The 22087-nt window shown below is 66.4% G+C and carries 21 protein-coding genes and 1 other RNA gene; 8 read left to right on the top strand and 14 right to left on the bottom strand.

Translation table 11 applies throughout. The annotated features are described in order from the left end of the window. Window positions 1-51: 51 nt before the first annotated feature. Together F0U60_RS14945 and F0U60_RS14940 are read right to left on the bottom strand one after the other, a co-directional pair. The gene (locus F0U60_RS14945) at window positions 52-2277 is read right to left on the bottom strand and encodes a S8 family peptidase (RefSeq protein WP_395819734.1); all 2226 of its coding nucleotides are present in this window, start codon (window positions 2275-2277) and stop codon (window positions 52-54) included. Between the two features lie 15 nt (window positions 2278-2292). After that, entirely contained in the window at window positions 2293-3390 is a 1098-nt protein-coding gene (locus F0U60_RS14940) for an AAA family ATPase (RefSeq protein ID WP_395825261.1), read from the bottom strand. 890 nt (window positions 3391-4280) lie between these two features. On the opposite strand from F0U60_RS14940, the gene F0U60_RS14935 reads away from it, so the two are divergent. The 6 genes from F0U60_RS14935 to F0U60_RS14910 all read left to right on the top strand — a co-directional run bounded on the left by F0U60_RS14935 (window position 4281) and on the right by F0U60_RS14910 (window position 8906). Further along, window positions 4281-5225 (top strand): DUF2169 domain-containing protein, encoded by a 945-nt coding sequence (locus tag F0U60_RS14935; RefSeq protein ID WP_395819731.1) that lies wholly within the window; start codon window positions 4281-4283, stop codon window positions 5223-5225. Next, complete coding sequence (locus F0U60_RS14930; protein ID WP_395819729.1) at window positions 5222-6271, top strand: hypothetical protein; 1050 nt, start codon at window positions 5222-5224, stop codon at window positions 6269-6271. The genes F0U60_RS14935 and F0U60_RS14930 overlap by 4 nt, the downstream gene beginning before the upstream one ends. Before the next feature lie 28 nt (window positions 6272-6299). After that, window positions 6300-7454: a PAAR-like domain-containing protein gene (locus F0U60_RS14925; RefSeq protein WP_395819726.1), complete on the top strand. Its 1155-nt coding sequence runs from the start codon at window positions 6300-6302 to the stop codon at window positions 7452-7454. Next, window positions 7439-8194, top strand: a complete 756-nt coding sequence (locus tag F0U60_RS14920) for an SMI1/KNR4 family protein (RefSeq protein ID WP_395819723.1) — start codon at window positions 7439-7441, stop codon at window positions 8192-8194. Before F0U60_RS14925 ends, F0U60_RS14920 begins: the two co-directional genes overlap by 16 nt. A 27-nt stretch (window positions 8195-8221) precedes the next feature. Next, window positions 8222-8476 carry a hypothetical protein gene (locus F0U60_RS14915; RefSeq protein WP_395819721.1) on the top strand — a complete coding sequence of 85 codons (255 nt, stop codon included), beginning with the start codon at window positions 8222-8224 and terminating at the stop codon, window positions 8474-8476. A 193-nt stretch (window positions 8477-8669) separates the two neighbouring features. Then, window positions 8670-8906 carry a hypothetical protein gene (locus F0U60_RS14910; protein ID WP_395819718.1) on the top strand — a complete coding sequence of 79 codons (237 nt, stop codon included), beginning with the start codon at window positions 8670-8672 and terminating at the stop codon, window positions 8904-8906. A gap of 17 nt (window positions 8907-8923) precedes the next feature. Here F0U60_RS14910 and F0U60_RS14905 read toward each other — a convergent pair whose 3' ends face one another. The 12 genes from F0U60_RS14905 to ssrA all read right to left on the bottom strand — a co-directional run bounded on the left by F0U60_RS14905 (window position 8924) and on the right by ssrA (window position 18844). Continuing rightward, window positions 8924-9136, bottom strand: coding sequence for a hypothetical protein (locus F0U60_RS14905; RefSeq protein WP_395819716.1), 213 nt, complete (start codon window positions 9134-9136; stop codon window positions 8924-8926). Between the two features lie 111 nt (window positions 9137-9247). Beyond that, window positions 9248-10171 (bottom strand): hypothetical protein, encoded by a 924-nt coding sequence (locus F0U60_RS14900; protein WP_395819713.1) that lies wholly within the window; start codon window positions 10169-10171, stop codon window positions 9248-9250. Further along, the gene (locus tag F0U60_RS14895) at window positions 10158-10376 is read right to left on the bottom strand and encodes a hypothetical protein (RefSeq protein WP_203405130.1); all 219 of its coding nucleotides are present in this window, start codon (window positions 10374-10376) and stop codon (window positions 10158-10160) included. The genes F0U60_RS14900 and F0U60_RS14895 overlap by 14 nt, the downstream gene beginning before the upstream one ends. Window positions 10377-10704: 328 nt before the next feature. Further along, complete coding sequence (locus F0U60_RS14890; protein ID WP_395819709.1) at window positions 10705-11874, bottom strand: hypothetical protein; 1170 nt, start codon at window positions 11872-11874, stop codon at window positions 10705-10707. Between the two features lie 87 nt (window positions 11875-11961). After that, window positions 11962-12477 (bottom strand): hypothetical protein, encoded by a 516-nt coding sequence (locus tag F0U60_RS14885; RefSeq protein ID WP_395819706.1) that lies wholly within the window; start codon window positions 12475-12477, stop codon window positions 11962-11964. Then, window positions 12474-12998, bottom strand: coding sequence for a hypothetical protein (locus tag F0U60_RS14880; RefSeq protein WP_395819704.1), 525 nt, complete (start codon window positions 12996-12998; stop codon window positions 12474-12476). Before F0U60_RS14880 ends, F0U60_RS14885 begins: the two co-directional genes overlap by 4 nt. A 434-nt stretch (window positions 12999-13432) precedes the next feature. Then, the gene (locus tag F0U60_RS14875; protein WP_395819701.1) at window positions 13433-15847 is read right to left on the bottom strand and encodes a bifunctional DNA primase/polymerase; all 2415 of its coding nucleotides are present in this window, start codon (window positions 15845-15847) and stop codon (window positions 13433-13435) included. Window positions 15848-15974: 127 nt separating this feature from the next. After that, on the bottom strand, window positions 15975-16226 hold the full coding sequence (locus F0U60_RS14870) for a hypothetical protein (RefSeq protein WP_203405135.1): 252 nt from the start codon (window positions 16224-16226) through the stop codon (window positions 15975-15977). Beyond that, entirely contained in the window at window positions 16223-16414 is a 192-nt protein-coding gene (locus F0U60_RS14865; RefSeq protein ID WP_203405136.1) for an AlpA family transcriptional regulator, read from the bottom strand. The genes F0U60_RS14870 and F0U60_RS14865 overlap by 4 nt, the downstream gene beginning before the upstream one ends. 93 nt (window positions 16415-16507) lie before the next feature. After that, window positions 16508-17059 carry a hypothetical protein gene (locus F0U60_RS14860; RefSeq protein WP_395819698.1) on the bottom strand — a complete coding sequence of 184 codons (552 nt, stop codon included), beginning with the start codon at window positions 17057-17059 and terminating at the stop codon, window positions 16508-16510. Then, a complete protein-coding gene (locus F0U60_RS14855; RefSeq protein ID WP_395819695.1) occupies window positions 17056-18309 on the bottom strand; it encodes a tyrosine-type recombinase/integrase in 1254 nt (417 codons plus the stop codon). The genes F0U60_RS14860 and F0U60_RS14855 overlap by 4 nt, the downstream gene beginning before the upstream one ends. 171 nt (window positions 18310-18480) lie before the next feature. Continuing rightward, window positions 18481-18844, bottom strand: a transfer-messenger RNA (tmRNA) gene (ssrA, locus tag F0U60_RS14850). A 203-nt stretch (window positions 18845-19047) separates the two neighbouring features. Between ssrA and F0U60_RS14845 the strand changes: the two genes are divergently transcribed. Beyond that, the gene (locus F0U60_RS14845; RefSeq protein WP_395819692.1) at window positions 19048-20406 is read left to right on the top strand and encodes a M16 family metallopeptidase; all 1359 of its coding nucleotides are present in this window, start codon (window positions 19048-19050) and stop codon (window positions 20404-20406) included. Continuing rightward, complete coding sequence (locus F0U60_RS14840) at window positions 20406-22028, top strand: M16 family metallopeptidase (protein ID WP_395825258.1); 1623 nt, start codon at window positions 20406-20408, stop codon at window positions 22026-22028. Before F0U60_RS14845 ends, F0U60_RS14840 begins: the two co-directional genes overlap by 1 nt. Window positions 22029-22087 lie beyond the last annotated feature (59 nt).

Raw genomic sequence — 22087 nt, 5'->3', positions numbered from 1 at the left:
TCCCTCTCCTACACCGTGCATGGCGAGGCCCCCACCGCACTCACGTCTTTGCTACGTCCGCACGGGGACCTGAACGGTGACAGGCGTGAGCGCCTGAAGCTGACCGCGGTAGCGCTGGACGATGAGGTCGTAGAGGTTCGGCAGGTCGACGCACCGGATGGTTACGACGAGCGCGTACGGCAAGGAGCCTGCGGTCGTCGTGGCCTGGCCCGCGGCTCGCGCGTTGTAGTGGACGTCGAAGACCGGGTCGAGGAGGTCCGCCTGCCGGAAGCGCCGCACGGCGTGGCGGGTCGTATCCCACTTGTGCGACTCGAGGAGCTCCTGCTCGGTCTTGTAGACCTTCGGCTTCTTGAAAAAGCCGTCGGTCTCCGCCTCCTGGGCATCGGGCCGGTCCGCGCTCCGACCGTCCTTGTTGGGACGGAAGTAGATGTCGAGGCCGGCTCGCGTGTACGCCAGCGGATCCTGCGGGTCGGTGAGCGTCGCGAAGCAGAACGTCGCCGACAGCTCGACCTTGCCCTGCAGCCCCGCCGCGGGAATGGGAATCGGGAGGCGCATGTACCCCCCCGGCTCAAGGTGCCCCTGGAAGAGCACACGCGCCTCGCCAGGACCGGACGTCAGCAGCTGCTCCATCTCCGTCTCGAAGCGCCCCCAGCCGACCTCGGCCACGTCGCGCCGCCCGAGCTCCGCGCAGTGCACCATGAGCGCCTTGAGCGCCAGGGGCTGGAGAACGTCGCCAAGCGTCGCTCGCATCCCCAGTGCCACCCGAAGGGCGTACGGCGCCGCGAAGCTCGTCCCGGTGGTCCCGGAGGCCATCCCCGGCTTCATCGAGGAGACGAGGAACGGGTCCTGGTCGGTCCCCCCGAAGATGACGCCGTCCGGCTTGATGATGCCAGGGGTCCGCCCGGGACCGAACGAGCTGTACGGAGCGCGGGCCCACTTCTTGGAGTTGTCGCAGGCCCCCACCGTGAGTGCATTCACGCAGTCGGCGGGCGGCTGGACGCGAGCGTTCCCCGACTCCACGTCCCCCTCCCCACCATTGCCCGAAGCCACCGTGGCCAGCACGGTGCCCGAGGCGAGCAACTCGTCGATGGTGGCCGTCCACGCATCCACCACCTCGTCGATGACGGGCGTCTCCGGCCCCAGGCTCAGGTTGACAAATCGGTAGTCCGGGCGCTGCTGGAGCACGGTGCGGATCCGATCGAGCACGCCGTAAACGTCCTGGTCAGCGAGCGCCTTCTGGTCGAACACGCCGTAGTGGTCCACCGCGGCGTACGGCAGGGGCGCCATCGCGCCCGCTGTGAGCGGCCCGAAAAGCACGGCGGAGCTCACCTCGAGCCCGTGCTTCACCCAGTTCGGGTGCAACGGTCCGCTGACGCCCGGGACCTTGATGTCGTTGACCCACGGGGTGAGCGGCGACTTCGCCGGAAGTCCGCCGTCGAAGACGGCGACCTTCAGCAGCGGGTCCACAGGCCCCCCCGTGGGGAGCTGAAACGGAACCTGGACCGCCTTGGAGGTCTTCCCCTTGGGCCACGCTTGCCGCAGCTGCGGCATCGGTCGCACCGCGCGCAGGAAGGAATAGCCGGCAATGTTCGTCACGAGCTTGCGCGCGGCACGCAGGGCCACGTAGGTGAGGCCGCCGACCTGCACCTTGCGGCCGAGCTCGAACTTCATCTCCAGTGCCTTCAGGTACTTCGCGAAGCCGTCGACCACCCCCGGGTTCGTAGCGGAGCTCCCGTGCAGCACCACCTCCATGAGGATGTCGCCCTGGAGGTCGTCGGTGAAGTGGCGGACCTTGTCGGCCAGCCCCGGCAAGCGGATGTTCTCGATGCGCTCCAGCTCCGCCTGTCCGCGCGCGCCTCCCCACCCGGGCAGCGCTGCCGCCCAACGAAGGAAGACCTCACGCGGAGCCGCTACGTACAGCTCGGAGGTGACCAGTTCCTTGGACGTCGCGCGCTTGGGGAGCACTTCCGGCTTCGTCACGGCGGGTTTGCTGCCCACGAGCTGGAGGTTGACCTCACGCAAGAGCCCACCCGGAAAGTACGACTTGGCCAAGAAGGTGGGGTGCAGCGTGAGCAGGGCGACCGCTTGGTCATTGGGGAATGCGTCCTCCGGCATGTCCGAGAGCTCCTGCGCCACGCGCGCCACGCGGGGGCTCAGGCGTGTCTTCGCCCTCAGGAAGTCGTACGGCTTCCACTTCGGACCACCACCATGCGGCGGGCTCACCTCGACCTGCAGGCGCTCGCCATACCCCAGCAGGAAGTTTCTCTTCTCGGCCATGCTCACCTCCAATCGTTAGTTCTTCACCGCGCCCTTGCGCTGGACCTTCCGCAAGGTGTCCCGACTCATCCCGGTCCACTCGTGGACCTGCCGCTGCGACAGCCCCATCTGCACGAGCGCGAGGCCGACTTGGCGTCGCTGCTCGAGCCTCAGCTCCCCCACGCGCTCGCGGACCATTCCCATGAGCGCCTCCTCCACCCTCTGCCCGTTGACCAGCGCAATCCGGCGCGCGCGCATCAGGTCGCGGGTGATGACCGCGTGAGACTGTCCGCGCATCACCGCAGTCAACACGGCGAGCAAGGCGTTGTCCGTGGCCAGTTCCTCACCGAGCAACTGCCGGAGAAGTTGGGCAACGACAGCATCATCGGGGAGGGGAAACTCGACCACCGCGTCGAAACGCCTCCACACCGCCGGGTCGAGTAGGTCCGGATGGTTCGTCGCCGCCAGGAGCAAACCCGTCTGCGGCCAGTCGTCAATCTCCTGCAGCAACACCGTGACCAGCCGCTTGAGCTCGCCGATCTCCCCCATGTCGTCCCGACGCTTGGCGATGGCGTCGAGCTCGTCCAGCAGCAGAACGCTCTGGACGCCCTTCGCGTAGTCGAGCACGTGGCGGACGTTCGTCCCCGTCTTGCCGAGATAGCTGCTCATCACCGCCGAGAGGTCCAGGGTGAGAAGGGGCCATCCGAGCTGCTGCGCGAGCCATCGCGCGGCAAGCGTCTTCCCCACCCCAGGCGCTCCGGTGAAGAGCATCGAGCGCGTCGGGGCTACCCCCATCTCGCGCAACTCGTCCGCACGGCGGCGCTCGGCAACAACCTGCTCAAGAGGGGCGCGGATGGCCTCCGACCAAGTGGGAGCCGAATCCAGCATCACAGGCCACTCCTGCCGAAGCAGGCTGAGTCGCGAGTCGGCATCAACCGGCACCGCCGCCACCGATGCGCTCCGCAGAGGCATGGCCTGCGAGGGCGACTCCCGCAGGAGTTCGGCGAGCTTGGCCGAGGCAGCCGGGTCCTCCTTGTGGAGCAGGCGCTCGAGCTTGCGGATGTACGTGAGGATGTCCTGCCTCCGGCCCGCGAGGGCCAGCCGCGCAAGCTGGACAATCCACTCCGATTTCATCTCCACCTAGTCCACCCTTGACCGCCATAACCCAGCGGAATTACTGGGAACAAGATCGACGGTGGACTAGTTTTATTCCCTTCTTCAAATTTAGTCCACCCCTTTCGCCCCGAAAGGGTGAACACCCGACCAGTGCCCGTCGCGCCCACCTGGAGGGCGTAGTCCGACGGACGATGCACGAGGGCCCACGGCACAGCGCATCGTGCCGGGGCCCCTGCTCGTTACAGGTAAGTGCAGATCTTCGTGCAGCTGTAGCCGATTCGAACGCCGTGCACCTGCAGGCCGCAGCCTACGTGCTGAAGACGCGGGGCCTGCGGGTGCGGCCGGGGAGGAGCCCGGGGTGCGGCGCAGCAATCCATCCGGTGGGAGGGGGCGTGGTGCTGCACGGGCACGGCAAGAGAAGCCGGCAGGTGCTGGGCCCGAGGAGCCAGGGGGTACCCCCAGGCAGCAGGAGGTGCAGGTGCGGCGCTACCGCTGCCAGGCGTGCGGGGCCACGTGCACGGTGGCGCCGCAGCTGCGCTCGGCGGCCGAGGCAGGCCCAGAGGACGTCGCGGGCGCCGTCGCCAGAGGTGTTCGGCGAGGTGGCCAAGCCCGGCCGAAGCTCAAGCCGGGCCATCGGATGGCGCTGCGGGCGGTGAAGCTGGACGAGACGACCCCACGGGAAGTGCTCAACCTGCTGGCGAAGCTGCAGCGCGAGCTGCAGAAGGCGGAGGGTTTCCGGACGTGCCGCATTGGGTCTCGCTCGTGCTCGCGTGAGGTCTCGTTTGGGGGAGCGCGACCTCTCTGTTTGACACATTCGTCTGGAGTTTCTTAACGTTGAGCAAATGTGGGGGCTGAGGAACCGCACGGCTTACGCTGCGGAACGAAACTGGACGCGCGACAAAGACGGGGTGCACTGGTGGCTCGTCGCGGTCAGGGCAACGTTCGACATCGCTCCCGGGGGACGGCTCATCCTGGCGGACGAGCAACTACCCCCGGTGCTGGCGCCAGAGTATTTCGGCGAACCAGGCCGGTCGAGCTTGCGCTGCGACTCCGATCTCCTCGCGGCGAAGCCTGGCACGGACGTGCTGGTTCTCGCGCACGCGCATGCGCCCCATGGGAAGCCCGCTCCGACAGTGCCGGTCTCGCTCCGCATCGAACGGCTCCACAAGGAACTGCTCATACACGGGGAACGCCTCTATGACTCGGGGTGGCGAGGTGTGACGGTGACCCGGCCGCAGCCGTTCACTACACGCCCGATTCGATACGAATTCGCCTTCGGTGGCAGCGATCTGTCCGACCCTGATTCCCAGAAGCATCGTATCGATGAGCGGAACCCGATCGGGCGCGGCTTCGCGCGGCGGGCTGCTCACGTCGTTGGAAAGCTGGCCCACACCATCGAGTATCCAAGTGGCGCTCCAGCGGAGATGGGGCCGGCGGGGTTCGGCCCGATCGATTCTTCATGGATGCCTCGGCGTAGGCTCGCCGGAACATACGACGCGCGGTGGGAGCAATCGAAGAAGCCGTTGCTGCCAGATGACTACGAGCCCGCCTTCGCACTGAGTGCCCCCACGGACCAGCGGACAGAGAAGCCCCTCGTCGGCGGAGAGCGTGTCGAGCTCCTGAACATGACCCCCGAGGGTGTCCTGCGCTTCGAGCTCCCGCGCATCTCTCTCGGATTCACCACGCGCATCGGCACACGGCGCGAGCAGCACGGCGCATGCCTGGTGACGGTGCTCGTGGAGCCTGAAGAAAAGCGCCTGTCCTTGGTATGGCAGAGCGTGCTGCGCGTTCGAGCCACCGAGGCGGACTATCTCGACGAGACGGAAATCGTCGAACGAGGGAGCACGACGTGAACGCCCAGGTCGAGGTGGTGGCTGTCGCCGCGCGGACCCCTATTGGCCTCACCGCCGAGAGCAGCGCGGCCTCCGTGCGCGCGGGCATCTGCCGGTACGCCGAGTATCCCTTCATCGACCCACGCGGCGAACCGGTCGTGGTCTCCGCCGACCGGCTGCTCGAGCCCAAGCTTGAGGGACGAGACCGTATGGTGCCCCTGGCCGAGAGTGTTCTCGAGGAGATCGAGGCGAAAATCGATCAAAAGATCCTCTACGGGGGCAAGCTCAGCGTGTTGCTCGCGCTTCCGGAAACCCGCCCGGGGTTCTCCGAAGAAGACGCAGCCTGGGTGGCGGAATCCCTGGCTGCGCGCTTCCGAGCGAAGACGTCCAGCGCGCGCGTCGAGATTGCCGGACGTGGACACGCCGGGGCGATTCGGGCAGTCGAGCAGGTGAAGCGGGAGTGCTCCGAAAGCAGGGACAATCTCTTCCTGGTGGTTGGCGTTGACAGCTACCACCACGCGAACACGTTCATGTGGTTGGAGCGAAGCCGCCGGTTCGCGCAGCCGGGGATTCGCAGCGGGTTCATCCCGGGCGAGGGAGCTGGATGCCTCGCACTGATGAGTGCGGGACTGCGCCGTCGCCTGCGCCTCCCCCAACTGGCTGTCGTGCGAGGGGCATGCACGGCTCAGGAGCGGCTCCTTCGCGACAGTGACACAGGCTCGTTCGGTGTTGGAATGACGCAGGCCGTGCAAGGCACCGTCGCCGGGCCCGACCTTCCGCGCGAGAGCGTCGATGATCTGTACACGGATATCAATGGCGAGCGTTACCGCAGCGAGGAGTGGGGCTTCGTCGCGCTGCGGGCGCCGTCGGTCTGGAGATCAGCCAAGTACAAGGCCCCGAGCGACTGCTGGGGGGACGTGGGCGCCGCGTTTGGGGCCCTCGGGGGAGTGCTGGCGGTCCGGGCCTTCGCGAGGGGCTACGCGCGAGGCCCGCGGGCGCTGGTGATGGCAGGCTCTGATTCCGGGCTGCGGGGTGCGATGCTCCTGCAGGCTCCGCAGATTCCATGAGAGGGAAGTCCCAATGGGGAAAGTATCAGTGAATACACCAAAGACCCCGGTGACCGAGGGGAGCAACGGGGTTGCCGCGGCGACGTTACCCAACGTGTGCAAGATGCCGGGGCCGCCGGCGCCGTTCGTTCCGACGCCGTTGCCCAACATCGGTAAGAGCGGAACGGACCCGAAGGGCTACTCCAAGAGCGTCACGATTGAAGGGAAAAAGGTGGCGATCCGGGGGGCCACCTTCGGCTCCATGGGCGACGTGGCCAGCAAGGGGACAGGCGGCGGAATCGTCTCCGCCAACGTGGAGGGCCCGACGAGCTTCGTGGGCCCCGGGTCCATGAACGTGAAGATCGAGGGGAAGAGCGTCCAGCTGCTCGGCGACCCGATGCTCAACAACTGCGGACCGAGCGGGAGCCCGGCCAACGCGGCGACGATGCTGGGCGTAATCCAGGTGAGTGGATACGTCACGGTCGTCGACGGAAAGGACGCGTGCCCCATCTGCAGGAAGACCCATGGCGCACTGGAAGAGACCCCCACGACGACCCTCGACGCCGCGCAACTGGCGCGGAAGCTCGAACAGAAGGTGCGGGACAGTGGCTACAAGTTCCCTTCGACCATGCTCGGCGTGGTTCAGTGCAAGTGCGGCAAGAAACAGAAGTACGCCGACCAGTCGGGCGGTACGCACTGGCCGCTCTACGACAGTGTGAAGGAACTCGGCTGGGGCGCACCTGACAAGGATTCCGTGATCGATCCCGTGACTGAAAAGCCTGCAAAGAGCCAGAAGGACCGGGTTCTCAATTTTTTCCTGGAACGGCACAGGAGCCAGGAGAAGGTGGTGCGGAACGCATGGGCCAAGGCCAAGGTGCGCTTCGAGAAATACAACAAGGGCGTCGTGTCGAACGCCTCCTATCCTCCGGGTGTCTGTGCCGCCCCCAAGGCGCTCGTGCTCGTGTTACAGGACAATGCCCATCCCGGGGCCATCACCGAGCGATGGTTCCACCCCGAGAAGCTGCAAACAGGCGGGAAGGACCCGAACGAGGGGAAGATCAAGTATTTGGATGCGAAGAGCGATAAGACGAACGAGCGGAAGTTTGCCCATGGGGAGACCGTCCCCCCGTGTGGAGCGTGCGAACTCATCATTCCCCTGATGCTCTGTCCTGGAGATGAGAAAGAGCAATGTCAGCACAAGTGAACGAGTCCGAGCTGGAAACGCTGCTCCTGAGGATCGTGCCTGGACTCGCCGAGCAGTGGAAGGGCGCCACGCCCGACGAAATCGCGCGAATCGAGCGGATTGCGGGCCGCCCCCTGCCTCCGTTCTATCGGTGGTTCCTGAGCTGCATGGGGCAGAGCATGGGGCGCTTGGCATATCCGGCCCTGGACTTCTCGGCGCAGCGGGTGCTCGCCTATCATGCGGAGAAGCTGGTTGCGCCCGAGCCACGGTTCCTCCTCATCGGGTACAGCTCCGACGAGGTGATGCCCCTGCATGCCTTCTATGACCTCGAGGCGCCAGCGCGCGCGGATGCGCTGGTGACGGCACGGGACGCTCTGGGCAATGAGCAGCACGATAGATTCGAGACCCTGCGCGAGATGCTGGCGTGGGGCGCCTTCCTGCAGTTCCGGGTCGGCATCATGCCGCAACAGTGTGAAGGCATGATCACCGGAGAGCCCTCTGGGCTCCTCTCGCGGCTCGACCCCGTGATGAGCCGCCTCGGCTTCACGCAGCCGGTGCCCACCGGGCCCTATTGCAGGCTGTATGAGCGGCCTGATGCCGCCATGGTCTGCAGCAGCCCCCCGAGCGCGGACTTCGAGGGAAACCAGGTCTTCACGCTCGGCGGCGGCGATGCGGGGGCGCTCCGGAGGATCCTGGGCGAGATAGCCACCGAGTCCTCTCTGGAGGTCGAAGTCGACGAATGGACGCCGCCGCTCCAGTGATTCCTGGAAGCGAGGATTCGGTGCCACATGCGGGGCTTCGGGGAGCAGCTGGCCTCGGACCTGAGCCCCTTACTGGATTTCGAGGCTCAGCCGGTGATGCACCAGGAGGCGGGCTTCCCCCAGTCGTTCTCGGGCTTCACGGGAGCGGGGGCGGAGCCGAAGCAGCAAGAGGCGAGCCCGCCGCCTGAGGCTCAGCCAGAACGGAACACGCGTGACAACAACTCAACCAGCCACGACTTCACGGCCTGGACCAACAGCGTCGGATCGAGGCCACCTGCCTGACGTGCCCACCACCACGCACAGGGACCATGACGTGCTCGGGGTCGCCCGGCAGCAACTCGGCAGCACGCACGGAAGCGCAGTCGGCCCCGCGTAGCTGCGCACCGCTTGGCGGCATAGAGTTCGTCTCAAGACTGCTGCACGAGGGGGGCGACAACTTTCGGCGTCAGGCCCCTCTCGCATCCAGGTGTCCAGCGTGACATACGGGCGGGCGCTGCGCATCGTGTGGCTGCCCTCGGGTGCCTGGCGGAACGACTACACGACTCCCTGGAGAAGCTGCGATGGCACGTCCAGCGTAGTGCTGGGCGTGACGTGCTGGGGAGCGGACGCGAGCACCACCTACTCCCGCGAGGACGGCGGTCCGGGAGGTCCCCAAGAGACAGGCAACGCGGCTATGTGCCCCGCCGACGTAGCGCTCTCATCCCTGCCCTGACGCGCCTACCTGGAGAGCTACGCCTTCGCTGTGGGCACGAATTCGACGTCCTCCCAGAGGAAGCACGTCGTAGCGCATGGAGCGTCAGGGAAGACCACAGTCAACGCCCAGCTACCGTCGGCGTATCGCTGCCGGTCGAGCACGGTGCCGACTTCACCCGGCTCCGCGAACACGCGATCTTCATCGATGATTTGTTCGGTGGCTCGGACACTGCTGAGATAGGTCGTCATGTTCTATGCCTCGTGGGAGTACAGCGACAAAGTGTTGGGTGGTAATGCTGTGCACGAGGAGCCCAGTGCAGGAAGGTGTCGGGCCCCTCTCGCTTCCAGGGGGGTCGCAGGTCACACGGATGGGCGCACTGCGGTCATGGTGTAGCCCACGCGGACACCGCGCACCTGGAGACCGGCTCCCGCACCGTTGATGCTCGGGGGCAACGTCAACGCGACGTGCAGGTAGCCGCTCGTAGGCATGATGAACGGGCCCGGTGCCAGGGGCATCTGGTACCACGCGAACCCCGAGCTGCCCGCGACCGTGAACGTGGAGCCCGGGGAACCCGACAGGTGAATCTGCGCCTGGGTCTCGGTGTTCGTTGCCACGCTCTGGCTCACCAACCAGCCGTTGGGATAGACCGTCTGCGTCTGCGTGCCGCTCATGGACGCGATGTGCCAGCGGATCTCGGTAATGGTCGCGCCTTCCGGCAGGCGAACCACGGTGGCGATCTCCGCGGACGTCGAGTCACCAGCTCGCCAGTACGGCCGGCCGTTGCCGGAGTTGATGACCATCACCGGGCCACCCGTCGCGCCGGTGGAGACCGTGCACGCGAACGCCGTTGCAGGCGTGTAGATCGCGTGCGCCTTAGCCGTCGAGAAGCCGTAATCCTCCCCGGTCCCGGTGATGCGCGGGCCCTTCGCGAACGACGCGCTTCCGCCCGCGGTGAACGCGCCATCCACCTGGAGATCGTTCTCCGCCAGAACCTTCCCCGAGAAGTCGGCACCGCCCTGGACGGTGATGCCTTTCGCGAAGGTTTGCAGCTCCGCCCAGGTGTTCGCAGTGGCGAGGCGCCCAAACAGCACCTTCAGCGCCTGGAGCAACTGCGTGTTGTCGTTCTTGTCGAGCGGGATTCCCGCAGCCTCGATGGGGCTGATGATCTCCTCTTGAAAAGCATTCAAGTGGTCCGGGCTGATGACCGTGGCGGGGGTGGGCGTGATGGGATCCCCGCCATAGTACATCCCATTGACGTTATCGGGTGCGTCAGTCCTGAACATCGTTCACCTCTTCGGTCTGCGCGGTGTGCTGCGCAGGGCTCGAGCCATCCAGGAAGTCACCCGCGCGGAACCCGACGCGGAGAATGCCTTTCACCAGCGGGTGAATCGGCCTTCCAACCTGGCCGACACTCCCGGTTCGCGGGCGCGGCTGATCGGCGTTGGCAGTCGTCTCGGTTGCTTCGGTCGTCTTGGTCTGAGAGGTCATATGCATCCCTGCCGAAAGAAAAGGTGTGGCGGCGCCTCCATCCCTGATGCACCTGGGGAGCAATCCAGGCCGGGGACGGGATAGAAGGCTCGAAAGGGCGCCGCCACGCGCCCCCTACGGAGTGTCCCCGCTCGAAAATCATTGGAGCCCGCCAGGGGTTCGCGGGCTCTTGGGGCTCAGCTCGCCGAGCCCGAGAGGAGGACCGCGCCAGTGGGTGCGGCGCTCGCCGCCGCCTGGATCGCCCAGCCGATCCGGGCGTTGCTTCTGGTCACGGCCCCAGCTGCGTCACGGATTGCCCGGGTTCTTGCTTGAGGCGTGCCGCCGTAAGTCAGGCGCCCGCATTCGTGACAGCGGCGCGGTGGTCAATGAAGGCGACACCATAATCCAGGACGACGCGCCAGCTGATGCCGTCGACCTCGAAGCCCTTCCGCATGTCGAGCCGCGGTTCCGAGCCGCTCTCCTCCAGGAATGCGACCTCGATTGCCGCGGCGATGTTCGGATCCGCGAACAGGTAGCGGCGCGTGCCCTCTAGGCGCGGCGTGTCGACGATGTCGCGGAACAGACCGCGAACACTGTTGGGCTTCTGGAACGTGTTCGCGGTCGTGTCGTACTGCGCGTCATTGATGACGCGGGCATCACCCCCCAGACCGATGGGGATCACGAGAACGGCGGGGCGCAGGTCGATGAACTCGTTCCCGCTCGGGTCCTTCTGCTGTGCCATCACCACGCGATCCGCGTTGATGCCGGCCACGCTCAGCCCGGAGCTCGTCGCGTTGATGTTGCTCCTGGAGGCATGAAAGAACGGGTTCCCATCGGGCTGCGTCGGGCCCAACCCGCTGTTCTTCCGCAGCTCCCTGTAGACGTGCTCCTCGATGGTCAGCGCGGCGGCGCGGCCGAACTTCGTTGCCAGGTCCTGAAAGACGCCCATGTCGTCGTTGATGAGAGCGACGCGCGAGATCGAAATGATGTTGCCCTTCGTGCCGATGCTGATCTCGACCTTCTCGCCGTCGGGAATCGCCTTGTTCTTGATCTCGCCGCTCTCTCCGACGTCGTCCAGCACGCCGAACGATCCCGTGCGGTAGCGGCCGGACGCGCGGAAGTCCTTGACGGTGCCCTGCCGACAGAACCGTTTCCAGGTGTCCGCAGTCAGCGCGTACGCACCGAGGAGCAGCTTGTGCAGCGCGTTCTCCAGGACGAGCGCGAAGTCGCTGGACGTCTGGTAGCCGGTACGAAGGTTGAGAGCCCGACTGAACAGCTCGGACCTTTGCATCCGGCGGGCGTCGACGCCGCGCCGCTCGAGGCACTCGCGCGCCAGGTCGGCCAGCGTCATGCCACGGAACTCACCGGGATCGAGCTCGATTCCCGCGGACCCGTAGGCGCCCAGCTTCGCGGCGCGCTCGACCTCGGAAGCGTGCCCGGAACGGCGAATGAGCCATGCGCCCGTTCCGCGGATGAACTTATCCTGCGCGTCGTCGGTTACTTCGATATGCGAATACATGCTTGTGCCTCGCGTGCTGTTTGACTGTGACTGCCGTTCTCGCACGGTCCCCCTAATGACACGCAAGTAGGGGGACGATGACACTGGCTACGGTTGTCGGCTCAGGATACGAAGCAGCTGCCGCCGGCCGGGCAGACGCCCATTCGGGCCAAAACTGATAGCCTCGTGCACCAGCAGCCCGACGCGGTTCGTGGCATCGGGCTGTCGGCCATTCCTCTGCGCTGAGAGCTCGGCGTGAATGCGGAGCATCTTCGCCCAGGTCGTTCCGCCCGCAGCCTCAGCGGCCTCGACCAGCAGGAGATCCCGGGCCCTGAAGCGCTCGGGCGGAGTGGCACGGCTGATGACGAACGAGAGCAGTGCACCTCCGAAATCGCGACTGATTCCTCCCGAGGCCATCATGTCCCGGAGCTGCATCACGGTCGTGATGAAGTCCACCGGACCAGGGGACAGCCCCGCATGGGGAACACTATTACCCGTGACAGCCTCTCGCGGCGGCGGGCGTAGTTCCTGCAGGGCATTGCGAATCAGCCGGTCCAGCAGCGCGGCTCGGTCCCGGGCAATTTCCGCTTCGACACGGGCAAACTCTGCTTCAAGGTCACTCACTTCACACCTCCTTTTATTCCCATAGGGTTTGTGCTCGCCCGTTCCCCGGCCAATTCCTCTAATGCTTCTCGCACCAGGTTCTCAAGCGTGCCCACATCCTTCGCCGTGAGGTGCGGCAAGACTTGCCGCGCGCGGGTGGGGATTCCAAGAAGCCTTATTCGGCACCGCGTGATCATGTCCTGAATCTCCGCAGCGACACCGACCACCTCGACCAGCTCACCCTTTCGCTCCTGGAGCTCGAGTTCTTTCAAGTCTGCGTCAGCAATCGCTCGCCGACGCAGAGCCTCCGCTCGGCTCTCGCCTTCGGGGGCCTCCAACGCGGCTCTGCGTTCCGCCAAGGGAGCAGGGCCATACTCGGAGCGGGTGTTCCGAATCCATTCCGCTCGCGCGGTCTCGACATCAGCGATTTTGCCGTCGGGGGTCGTCGTCACCCGCCCACTGGCGATTGCTGCTTGGAGCGAGGATAGCGAGACACCGAGCTGTCGCGCCACGCTCCGTAGCGACGGGGGTTTCGTATTCATACAGCACGACCTTTCAAGCATGACCTAATATTTTTGGACCTTTGTCTGGTTGAACGTCGCGATCTGCGCACCCTCACGCACCCCTCCCTCCCGGAAGGACCCACACGCGGGGGGGGGGGCATGTAGGACACTGACCAGCCCTCACAGGTCGCTCTCGAGCAGCTCACCAGCGAGCCGATCGATGCGAGCGGCCGTTCTGGAGACCAGGGCTCCAATCCGGTCAGGGGGCACGCACCCCGTGTCTCGCGCCTGGCGCAGTTGAAGTAGGAGACCCACCTCTGCCGTGAATTCAGCCTGCACAACCTTTCGGCTCCGAGTGCGACGGGTAGCGGTTACTGCGGTATCTGCGGTTGATTTCTGCCCGTTGTTTTTCGATGACACCTTCATTTGACCCTTTCTCCGAGAATGACCCTCTTTAGAAAAAACTTTGATCGCTACAGTCTGCGTTCAGAATCAACCGCACTAACCGCATCAACCGCAGTTCCGTGCCGTTCAACCCACCACCGTGCCGCGTGACCGTGGGCATCCGCCTCCCCTTCCAGACGAAAGCCGGCGACGATCCGTCCCTTGTGTCGGGACAGCCATTTGCCGAAGGTGCGCGCATCCGGACGCCCCCGATTACTGGCCACCGCCAGGACGGCTTCCTTGAGTGCCGGGAACGTGTCCGCAGCGTCGAACCCCTCGGCGATGCGCAGCACGTCGGCGGCAGTCCTCGCCGTCGCGCGTCCCGTTCCGAAGTGAGACGCCCAGCTGCCGAGCGCCGCGCGCAGCAAGGCCATCAGCGGGTCTTCAGCCCGGGCAGCCTCCATGGTGGCGACCGGGTCCGCGCAGCCCAGCCAGATCAACGAGCTCCGGACGGTGTCGCTCCACCCCTCGAAGCTCGCGAGCCTCGGTGCCCGGCCCGGACTCCCGGCGGCCACGAAGGCGCGTACCACTGTCAGAGCAGCGGCCACGTACCGCCCGCGGTCGGCGAGCACCGTGGCGACCGGGTTGCTCTTGAACTGCCGGAGCTCGGGGCGCTCCATGTTCGCATCTAGCCGGACGAGCAGGACACGGCGGGTCGCGTCGCCGAGGATCTGCAGGTTGTTCCCCGTGACGAAGACGGTCGCCCGAGACTCCACGCGGGCGAGCTCAGAGCGACCGAGAATCCGCACGTCCACGACGGGGCGCTCTATAACCTGGCAGAAGGCATCGCCACCGATTCCGCCGTTCACGTTGTCGAGAGCGACGACGGGCTGCCCGGCTATGACCGCCGCCCCCAGCCGCTTCTCGGACTCCTCCTCGGTGCGTCCGGCCGCCATGACGGGCATCGGCTGGCCGGTGCAGATCGCCGCCGAGGTGTCCCACAGGAAGCTCTTGCCGGTGCCCGGCGTGCTGGCGCTGGCAGCGTGCCCCGGCGCGACGGAGAACGCGCCGCGGACCACAGGGGTGATCAGCCCGCTCAGGGCAACACTCCGGCACGCGTCGTCGACGAACGGGAACTCCTCCAGGAGCGCCGACAGGAGCCTGAGCGCCTGCTCTGCGTCTCGACGGGTTGGGGCGTTCGGGATCGCGGGCATCGGGGGCGGCGCCATCAGGACGAGCCGCGTGGCAGGGTCGAACCCCGGCTGGTCGAGGATCGTCCCGTCCGGCCGCATCGTCTGCGTGGTGATGACCCCCGCGAGCGGGTGGAACCGCCACTCGCCGACGCGCGAGAGAATGGTCTGCGCGACGACCTGCGGCGGATCGGCCGTGAGCCACTCGCCCGACTTCGCGTTGAACCGCTGGAAGCAGACATGCCGCGACAGCAGATCGCACGTGTACGTCGCATCAAGCTTCGCCAGGCGCGCGACCTTGGTGCGCCGACCATGGGCCGCGTCCACCTCTTCCACCACGGGGCGCACGAGAGCTCCGCCGCGCGAGAACACCGGAACGCCCGCGCCGACCAGGGCCAGCTCCGCTTGCGTAGCGATCTCTGAGAGCTTGCCGGCCACCAGATTGATTGCGGGCTTGCGCCGGCAGCCGTACTCCGCCTTGCCGTACTTGCCCCCGCCCCGGAGCTTCGCGCGTAGGTCCGTCTCGTCCCACGGCGGGACGCACGTCTCGTTCCACTCGAACAGAAGCGGCCAGGCTTCGTCGTCCGTGAGAGCGAAGTCGTGCGTCAGGATTGCCGCGGCCATGAACGTATGCGTGTCGCCCCCCTGGCCCACGATGGCCGGGCCGTGCTGCGCCAGGGCCTCGCGGGCCTGCTCGAGCACTTCGGGCGAAGCGGGCGGGAAGTAGCCGCGCCGGAGGTCAGCGTCTGGAGCTTGAGCCGGGGCCATGCGCCGTAGTCGCTCGAGCAACCAGACCGGAGCGTCGGCCGGCGGCGTCTCCCATGGCGGGCGCACCCACCGGTAGCGCCCCGCCGTCGTCTGCGAGGGCGCGACGACGAACTGTCCGCCCTCGGCGCGGATGTCCAGGCCGGGGCCCAGCTTGCCCGCGCTGTTCGTGAGGCCCGGGACGGCCTTGAACACGTAGTGGAAACCGCCCGAGGGCGTCGCCTGTAGTGCAGTAAGCGGCAGAGGCCCATGCTCCGCTTCGAGCGCGGCGAGCGACTCGCGCCCGCCGCTGCGGGGGTCCACATCCAGGACAAAGACTCCCGACTGCGAGCCGGTCACCACACCCACGTTGGCGTCAGGCCATATCCGCCACCACGCAGCGATCTGCTCGGGGTCCGTCGTGGCCTCTGTCGTCCAGTCCTTCAGGCGCGGATGCTTGCCGGCGCTCCGGCAGTCGTCCCCCTTGGGGCAGGAGCACGCGCCACCAGATTGCACGAAGTGCAGCGGCACGACGCGCCAACCGAGCTTGCTTGCGTAGATGACTGCCACGCGCCCGAGCTTGGAAATGGCGGTTGCGTTTGCGTCTGGGTTTGCGGTAGATTGGTGTTGCATTCGTTGACCGGGAATCGCGAGTGCAAGAGGGCGCTGCTCCATCGGGGTCGGCGCCCTTCGTTATTCAGAGCTCGATGTCTGCGATCGAGCCGCCAGCGCGCCGCTGCCGCTTCGGAACGCTCGGGGCTCCGGAAGCAGCCGGCACCTCTCCGCGGCGCGCAAGCTCCTCGAGCTGCTCGCGGGGGATGTACTGCCGCCCCAGGATGGTGACCGGTCGCAGGAGGCCCCGGCGGCTCAGCTCGAGGAGTGCCTTGTTCCGTCCCAGGCCGATCGTCCGGGCGGCTTCTCTGAATCTGCAGAGAAGCGGGCCACTCATGACTGGCCCTCACAGGCCTTCAGATAGCGTTCGAGTTCCTCGCGGGAGACGAAGGACCGGCGACCATCCTTCGTAAGCCTGATCAGCCCCTTCTGGACACGATCGTAGAAGGTCGAGCGGCTGTACCCGAAAACACGACAGGCTGCGGGAACCGAGTAGCGGGCTGGTTCGGGGAGTTGGTCTTTCATGGGCGTCTCCAAGCGTTGACACCCACTGTTGTACAGCTCGCCACGATGACGGTCAGGTGGCGCAAATCCACGCGTCGCGCTGAATTACGCCACCTAGCGGCGAGTGAGAGCAGAGATCACCGCCAGGTGCACGTCTTCAACGGGTGCCCCAAGGAACCGGAGCAGCATTTCGATGGTGCGCTCGAAGTGCCCGTCCCGCGTCTTCTTCCGGTGCTCGGCGGGGTAGGCGTTCCAGACGACCGTGATCAGCTCGTCACGCCACGCCTGTTTACGCGGGCGACCGCGGCGCCTAGCCGGTTGCTGCTTGGCCCAGAACGTGGCGCTCTTGTGGAGATCCGCCAGCATGGCGTCGAACTTCCCCCACCCGAAGGTCTCCACTCCATCGTCATCTTCCCCCATAAATGGGCGTGCCTTGTCGAGCGCGGCTTGTAGTGCCTTCGCGGCGCGCGCCACCCTGGCCATGTCGCGCCGCTCATCGTCCAAGTGCACCTCGACAAAACCCACCGACGGCAACTGTTCCTCGATGGCAACCATCAGCGGACGAATCTCCGCGAGTTGCAGCCCATCGCTCAAGTGCTCCATCAGCTCCTTGCGCTGATGCGGCCCCAGCCCTCTCGCCTTCGGCCGCTTCGGTTCGCGCCTCACAGCCCCCTCCGCTCTGCCTTCAACAACTGGTCGTCCCACCAGTTCGCCAGCTTGAGCCGCCCCTCAAGCCGCTCGCCGCGGTCGTAGGCGCGCACGACCTCGTTGTCGTGGATGTGATCGAGTGCGAGCTCAACCACATCCCGCTCGAAGCCTCCTTCCCGAGCGAGCGTGGAGAACGCCGCGCGCCAGCCATGAGGCGAGTGCTTGTCCTTGAGGCCCAGCGTCACCCGGTATGCCTTCTCGATGGACTCGTGTGTGATGTGCTGACCGCCTCCCGACACCGAGGGGAACAGGTAGCCTTTGGAGCCCATCTGCGAACGCCACGTGCGGAGCTCACCCGCGATGGAGGGCCCGAGAATGATCTTGTGGTCGTGGTGCCGGTCCTGCGCTTTCATCTTCGCTCGCGGGATGACCCACAGGGGGACTTCGGCGTCCAGGTCGAACTCGGACCACTCCGCCCGGATGATGTTCCCCATGCGCGCCGCAGTAAACGCGCAGAGCCGATGCGCCATCCGGACTGCAGGCGACAGCCGCGCCACGTTGGCCTGGCGCAGAACGTCGCCGAGTTGGGACCACTCAAGGAACGCGGGCCGCCTCCCGGCCTGCTTCTTCCGGGGAAGCACCTCACGCACTGGCACTGCAGGGTTCTCGCGACACAGACCCCGGGCCTGCGCGAGCCGGAAGATGCTCTCGACGTTCCAGAGCACCTTGCCCGCGGTGTCGATGGCCTCACGCGGCGGTTTGAAGATCTCCTCGATCACCTTCGCGACCATGGCCGGAGTGATGTCGGCAACGGGAAGAGGCCCCAGGAGGGGGAGCACGTCCCGCTCAATGGCCCGGCTCGTCGTGTCGAAGTGGATCTGGCTCCAGCCCTGGCGCTTCTTCTCAAGCCAATCCCGAGCGACGATCGCGAAGGTGTTGCCCGAAGACGCGACGACCGCTGCTCGGTTCAGCTTGCGCGCCTGCACCGGGTCACTACCCGCCCGCAGGCGGTCCTTCACGGCCGCGCGTTCTGCCCGTGCCGCCTTGAGTCCGATCTCTGGGTACGAGCCGACAGCGAAGAGGCGCTCTTTCCCCCCAAGCCGGTACTTCACTCGCCAGACCGGCGTGCCAGCTGGGGTGCGCATCAAGAACAGCCCACCGCCGTCGGAGAGCTTCTTCGTCGCTGCGTTCGAGCCGGCCTTGAGCCAGGCCTTGATCTCCAGGTCGGTGAGCCTGTCCGTCCCTCGGGCGGCGATACCCCCAGCCATGCATGCGTCTCCGGTTCGATTTGGGCGGAAAACCCCAATCGTACCCCCACCGTAACCGGATGCAGCCGGACAGGACAAGATGCCCCCGGACGCCTAAACCCCTGAAATAAAAAGAAAACGGCACCCTTGCGGATGCCGTTGTATACTGCGGGACGCCCGTGGACGTCCTTCATGTGGAGGCGGCGGGAATCGAACCCGCGTCCGAAAGCCTTCCGTCCTTTGACCCTACGTGCGTAGTCCGCGGTTTGTTACGTCCCCCAGACTCCCACGGACGGGATTCTGTGAGCCGGTCCTGGATGATCTCACCGCCGAGAGTCCAGGCACCCTCGACGGCCAGCCCGCATTATGACGGTCCTACCCCACCCCACGGGCCGAGAGCGGGAGGACCGCGCACTAGGAAACTGCTAGTTAGGCAGCCAGCGCGAGCTCAACGTTGTCGTTGGCTTTTGTGTCTTTGTCGGCGGTTTTACGAGCAACCAACAAGCTCGGCACGCGTCTCGAACTTCCATGCCCCCGTCGAAACCAGGTCGCCCCCTTCGGGCACTTCTACTTCGCTCACTTCCTCGTTACTTCATCCACCATAACCGCTGACGACGCCCGGTCAATCCTTCTGACACTTCGGGGCGTCGTCCCCCAACACCCCCGCCACAACGCCCGCCTGCTCGTGGGAATAGCAGGTAGCTTGCGTGGTTCTCGCGCCCCCCACCTCGTGGGTGCTTCAGCGACATGAGGACACGCATGCAACGAAGGTTCATCCCCCTCCTGCTCCTCCTGCTGGGAGCGGCCCTCCCCGCGGCAGCCGCCGAGCAGGCCGCCTCCCCCTTCTTCCCCTACCCCATGAAGGTCGATCGCCTGCCCAACGGGCTCACGGTCTTCCGCGTGCCCTTCAACTCGCCGGGCCTCATCGCCTACCAGACCGTGGTGCGCGTGGGCTCGCGCAACGAGGTGGAGCCGGGCAAGACGGGCTTCGCCCACTTCTTCGAGCACATGATGTTCAAGGGCACGAAGAACTTCCCCGAGGGTGAGCGCGAGAAGGTCATCAGCACCTACGGCTACGACGACAACGCCTTCACCTCCGACGACGTCACCGTCTACCACTCGTACGGCCCCACCGCCGGCCTGGAGAAGCTGGTGGAGATTGAGGCCGACCGCTTCCGCAACCTCGAGTACTCGGAGCCCTCGTTCCAGACCGAGGCCCTCGCCGTGCTCGGCGAGTACCACAAGAACGCCGCCCAGCCCTTCCTGAAGATCGAGGAGGAGCTCGCCCGCACCGTCTTCACGAAGCACACGTACGGGCACACCACGCTCGGCTACTACGACGACATCAAGGCCATGCCCCAGGCCTACCAGTACAGCCGCACCTTCTTCGAGCGCTGGTACACCCCCGACAACGTCCTCCTCGTCATCGTCGGCGACTTCAACGACGACACGCTGATGCAGGCCGTGCGCAAGCACTACGGCCCGTGGAGCAGCAAGAGCGCCACCGTCAACGTGCCCACCGAGCCGCCCCAGAAGCAGGAGCGCTCCGTCCACATCGACTGGCCCCAGAGCACCCAGCCCCGCCACATCTACGCCTGGCGCACTCCGGCCGCGCGGCTCGACACCGCCAACGCCGCCATCCAAGCCGTGCTCGCCGACTACCTCGTCGGCACCACCAGTCCGCTCTACAAGCAGCTCGTGCTGGACAAGCAGTTCGCGCAGGAGATCTACAGCGACTTCACCATCCACCGCGACCCGCACCTCTTCAGCCTCGTCGCCGTCCTCCAGGAGGAGGGTCATCGCGACGCCGTCCGCTCCGCCTTCAACGCCGCCGTGCGGGAGCTCGCCACCGGCAAGGTGGACGCCGCCCGCGTCGAGGCCATCAAGAGCAACACCCGCTACGGGCTCCTCATGGGCATGGAGACCGCCAAGTCCGTGGCCACCCAGCTCTCCTGGTACGCCGGCATCTACGGCACGCCGGACGCGCTCGCCCAGCACTACCAGAAGGTCTCCGAGGTGAAGCCGGCCGATCTGATCGCCTTCACCCGCAAGTACCTCACCGCCGCCAACCGCACCCAGCTCTCCCTCACTCCCAAGAAGGCCGGAGGTCAGAAGTGATGCGCTCCTTCGTGTCCCGCTCCCTCGCCCTCTCCGCCGCGCTGTGCCTCGGCGGCTGCGCCACCACCTCCCAGACCGCCCCCGCGCCTGCGCCCGAGCAGCCCACGCCCCAGGCCGAACAGCAGGCGCAGGCTCCCGCTCCCGCCGAGCCCCAGGCTCCGACCACCGTGCCCGCGGTGCCCCTGAAGCGGCCCGCGCCCATGCAGGTCGTCGTCCAGGCCAACCCGGCCAGCCCGATCGTCAGCTTCCGGCTCGTGTTCCACTCGGGCTCGGTGGATGACCCGAAGGGCAAGGAGGGCATCACCGCCCTCGCGGCCGATCTCCTGTCCGAGGGAGGCACGCGGAGCCTCACCTCCGCCCAGCTCCTCGAGGCCCTCTTCCCCATGGCCGCCGAGCTGAGCGCCTCCACCGACAAGGAGTTCACCGTCTTCTCCGGCCGCGTCCACAAGGACTTCCTGCCGCGCTTCCTCGACATCTTCACCGACGTGCTCCTCGCGCCCCGCCTATCGCCGCAGGAGTTCGAGCGGCTGCGCGCCCGCGCCCTCAGTGACGTGCGCAACGGGCTGCGCAGCGAGAACGATGAGCTGCTCGGCAAGGTCGCGCTCGATGCGCTCCTCTACGAGGGCCACCCCTACGCGCACTTCGTGGGCGGCACCGAGAAGGGGCTCGAGTCCATCACCCTTGAGGATGTGAAGGCCCATGCCGCTCGCATCTTCACGCAGGACCGGCTCGTCATCGGCCTGGCCGGCCCCGTGGATGACGCGCTCCGGAAGACCGTCGTCTCGCGCCTATCCGCGCTCCCCGCCACCGGCGCCCCGCGCGTGGAGCTGCCGCCCGTGCCCGCCACCGGGGGCCGTGCGCTCGTGGTGCAGAAGCCCACCCTCTCCACTGCCGTCTCCCTGGGCTACGTCACGCCGATGCGCCGGGGGGACCCGGACTTCTTCCCCGTGGCCTTCGCCCTCTCGTACCTCGGCGAGCACCGTCAGTCCTCTGGCGTCCTCTTCACCGAGCTGCGCGAGAAGCGAGGCCTCAACTACGGCGACTACGCCTACGCCGAGCACTTCATCGAGCAGCCGGGTTCCACCTACAACCGCACCAACGTGGCGCGCACCCAGCAGGACATCACCCTCTGGATTCGCCCCGTGGTGCCCGTCAACGGGATGTTCGCCACCCGCGGCACCCTCTACTTCCTCGACCGGCTGGTGAAGCAGGGGATTCCTCAGGACAAGTTCGAGCTCAGCCGCGGCTTCCTCCTGGGCTACACCCGCCTGTGGGAGCAGACGGATCAGCGCCGGCTCGGGTACGCCATCGACTCGCTCTTCTACGGCACGCCCAACTTCCTGGAGCAGTACCGCACCGCGCTCGCGAAGATGACCCCCGAGTCCGTGCACGCCGCCATCCGCCGGCAGCTGCGCCCCGAGGCCCTCAACTTCGCCTTTGTTACCCAGGAGGCCCAGGAGCTCGCGAAGATGCTCGAGGAGCAGCCGCCCTCGCCCATCTCCTACGCCTCGCCCAAGTCGGCCGAGCTTCTGGAGGAGGACAAGGCCATCATCTCCCAGCCTCTGCCCATCCGGCCTGACGCCATTCAGATCGTTCCCGCTCAGTCATTCATGGAGAAGTAGCGCACGGCTGTAGCGGGCGGACACTTCCGTAGGGGTTTTCTTCCACCCCTCGGAAGTGG

The sequence above is a fragment of the Archangium minus genome, assembly GCF_044360475.1.
Lineage (GTDB): Bacteria > Myxococcota > Myxococcia > Myxococcales > Myxococcaceae > Archangium > Archangium minus.
Note: the sequence above shows the minus strand (reverse complement) of the source record. Positions and strands in the feature narration are given on the sequence as shown.

What these genes read in the sequence shown, in the direction of transcription:
- F0U60_RS14880 (WP_395819704.1), bottom strand. Translation starts at nt 12,998, where the DNA reads ATGAATACGAAACCCCCGTCGCTACGGAGCGTGGCGCGACAGCTCGGT.
- F0U60_RS14855 (WP_395819695.1), bottom strand. Translation starts at nt 18,309, where the DNA reads ATGGCTGGGGGTATCGCCGCCCGAGGGACGGACAGGCTCACCGACCTG.
- F0U60_RS14915 (WP_395819721.1), top strand. Translation starts at nt 8,222, where the DNA reads ATGCGGGGCTTCGGGGAGCAGCTGGCCTCGGACCTGAGCCCCTTACTG.
- F0U60_RS14940 (WP_395825261.1), bottom strand. Translation starts at nt 3,390, where the DNA reads ATGAAATCGGAGTGGATTGTCCAGCTTGCGCGGCTGGCCCTCGCGGGC.
- F0U60_RS14865 (WP_203405136.1), bottom strand. Translation starts at nt 16,414, where the DNA reads ATGAAAGACCAACTCCCCGAACCAGCCCGCTACTCGGTTCCCGCAGCC.
- F0U60_RS14890 (WP_395819709.1), bottom strand. Translation starts at nt 11,874, where the DNA reads ATGTATTCGCATATCGAAGTAACCGACGACGCGCAGGATAAGTTCATC.
- F0U60_RS14840 (WP_395825258.1), top strand. Translation starts at nt 20,406, where the DNA reads ATGCGCTCCTTCGTGTCCCGCTCCCTCGCCCTCTCCGCCGCGCTGTGC.
- F0U60_RS14920 (WP_395819723.1), top strand. Translation starts at nt 7,439, where the DNA reads ATGTCAGCACAAGTGAACGAGTCCGAGCTGGAAACGCTGCTCCTGAGG.
- F0U60_RS14900 (WP_395819713.1), bottom strand. Translation starts at nt 10,171, where the DNA reads ATGTTCAGGACTGACGCACCCGATAACGTCAATGGGATGTACTATGGC.
- F0U60_RS14945 (WP_395819734.1), bottom strand. Translation starts at nt 2,277, where the DNA reads ATGGCCGAGAAGAGAAACTTCCTGCTGGGGTATGGCGAGCGCCTGCAG.
- F0U60_RS14845 (WP_395819692.1), top strand. Translation starts at nt 19,048, where the DNA reads ATGCAACGAAGGTTCATCCCCCTCCTGCTCCTCCTGCTGGGAGCGGCC.
- F0U60_RS14870 (WP_203405135.1), bottom strand. Translation starts at nt 16,226, where the DNA reads ATGAGTGGCCCGCTTCTCTGCAGATTCAGAGAAGCCGCCCGGACGATC.
- F0U60_RS14895 (WP_203405130.1), bottom strand. Translation starts at nt 10,376, where the DNA reads ATGACCTCTCAGACCAAGACGACCGAAGCAACCGAGACGACTGCCAAC.
- F0U60_RS14905 (WP_395819716.1), bottom strand. Translation starts at nt 9,136, where the DNA reads ATGACGACCTATCTCAGCAGTGTCCGAGCCACCGAACAAATCATCGAT.